We start from the raw sequence: 2,148 nt of genomic DNA, 5'->3' as shown, positions 1-2,148 counted from the left end.
CGTCGGCGCTGCCGATCGTGCTTGCGCCGGTCGGTCTGCTCGGCATGCAGCATGGCGACGGCGAGATCCATGCCTGCCGCGCGGCGCAGGCTGCCGGCATCCCGTTCACGCAGAGCACGATGTCGATTTGCTCTATCGAGGACATTGCGGGCGCCGTCGACAGGCCGTTCTGGTTTCAGCTCTACGTGATGCGGGATCGCGGCTTCATCAAGGATCTGATCGAGCGTGCCAAGGCTGCGAAGTGCAGCGCGCTGTGCCTGACGGTCGACCTACAGGTGATCGGCCAGCGCCACCAGGACATCAAGAACGGCATGACCGTGCCGCCGGAATGGTCACTGTCGAAGCTGTTCGACTTCGCCACCAAGCCGTCCTGGGTGAAGGGCGTGCTGCAGGGCAAGCGCCGCACCTTCGGCAACATCGCCGGCCACGTGAAGAACGCGGATAACCTTAACAAGCTGTCGGCCTGGACGGCATCGCAGTTCGACACCTCGCTCAACTGGAAGGACGTCGACTGGATCCGCTCGATCTGGCCGGGCAAGCTGATCATCAAGGGCATCCACGACGTCGAGGACGCCAAGCTCGCGGTGGAGACCGGCGCGCAGGCGCTCGTGGTCTCCAACCATGGCGGCCGCCAGCTCGACGGCGCGCCGTCATCGATCCATGTGCTGCCGGGAATTGCGGAAGCGGTGGGCGACAAGATCGAGATCATGTTCGATGGCGGCATCCGCTCCGGCCAGGACGTGATGCGCGCGCTGGCGCTCGGCGCCAGATCCTGCATGATCGGCCGCGCCTACGCCCACGGCCTCGGCGCCGGCGGTGAGGTCGGCGTGGCGAAAGCGATCGACATCATCAGGAACGAGCTCGCCGTCACCATGGGCCTGTGCGGCGTCAACACGATCGCCGAGATCGACCGGCACGTGCTGGCGGATTAGTCCAGTGCGAAGGCGTCGCTCTACAACAGGTGTCGTCCCGGGCAAGCGAAGCGCGACCCGGGATCCATAAACGCCGGCAATCATTGTTGGACCCGCTGGAGCTCCATCGTGCTCAACGACAACGGCTGTGGTTATGGGTCCCCGCGTTCGCGGGGACGACGGCACCGAGAGGTGATTTGCAAGAAAGCTGACAGCGTCATTCTGGGATAGTCCATGAGACTAGTCCCAGAATTGCGAGACCCGGGTTCACGCTCCGCGTGCCCCGGGATGACGCCTGCGGCGTCACATCGGCGGGGTGATGCCGTCGCGGCCGACATTGACGCGGTTGGCTTCCAGCATGTCGCCCTTCTTGGTCGCGCCGAAGATGATGATGTGAGTGCCCGGCTTCACTTCGGACTTGTCGCTGGCGACGAAGGTGACGACCGGCGTCTCCGGCGGCACCACGACCTTCTTCTCACCATCCTTGTACTTGACCAGGATGTTCTGGCCGTCGGTGCCCTTCACCGTCTGCGCCACGGTGGCATTGGTCATGGTCGAGTTGGGCTGGCGATCCCAGGGCCGAAAGCCTTCCGCCGCGCCGCGCTGGTTTTCCGGGAAAATGTGCACGGCGATCGCCTTCTGGGTGCCGTCCGGCTGCGGCATGCCGGTGACGCCGATATAGGAGCCTTCCTTGATCTCGGACAGCGAGGTCTTGACCACTGCGAACACGGCGACGTCATCGGTCATCTTGACCTTGGTATCGGTGCCCTCACGGGTCTTGATGGTCAGCACCGGACCATCGACAGCCTCGATGGTGCCGCGAATGCGCACCGTGGATGGCTGCTGCGCGAGCGCGAGCGTGGAGACCAGGCTCAGCGCAAGCGCCGCGAGCCCCGATTTCAACGACAACTGCTTCAATGACAACTGCTTCGACATGATCCCTCCTGGCGGGATGTTGAGACGATCCACGACACCGCAACCCCGCCGCACCGAACGTGTTACGAAGCGGCACCGGCGGTTGTTACATCGGCGGCGTCAGGCCATCGCGGCCGACGCTGACGCGATTGGTCTCGAACGATCCGTCGGGCAATTGCTTCATGAACGCAATCACCTGAGCGCCCGCTTTGAGATCGGATTTCTGACCCGGCATGAAGGTCACGACCGGTGTATCCGGGGAGACATCGACCTTCTTCTCGCCGCCCTTGTATTTGACCATCAAAGTGTGACCGTCATTGGC

At 63.6% G+C, this 2,148-nt stretch carries 2 protein-coding genes and 1 pseudogene; 1 reads left to right on the top strand and 2 read right to left on the bottom strand.

What is annotated here, in order from left to right:
• On the top strand, positions 1 to 932 hold a 932-nt coding region (locus WA702_RS05630), incomplete at its 5' end, for an alpha-hydroxy acid oxidase (RefSeq protein ID WP_425109546.1).
• Positions 933 to 1,214: 282 nt separating this feature from the next.
• Here WA702_RS05630 and WA702_RS05625 read toward each other — a convergent pair.
• Both WA702_RS05625 and WA702_RS05620 read right to left on the bottom strand, forming a co-directional pair.
• Entirely contained in the window at positions 1,215 to 1,847 is a 633-nt protein-coding gene (locus tag WA702_RS05625; RefSeq protein WP_425109545.1) for a hypothetical protein, read from the bottom strand.
• Positions 1,848 to 1,932: 85 nt separating this feature from the next.
• A pseudogene (locus WA702_RS05620) lies at positions 1,933 to 2,148 on the bottom strand (hypothetical protein); the annotation flags it as partial.

This window comes from Bradyrhizobium sp. (genome assembly GCF_049798375.1).
Taxonomy (GTDB): Bacteria; Pseudomonadota; Alphaproteobacteria; order Rhizobiales; family Xanthobacteraceae; genus Bradyrhizobium.
This window is presented reverse-complemented; position numbering and strand designations above follow the sequence as displayed.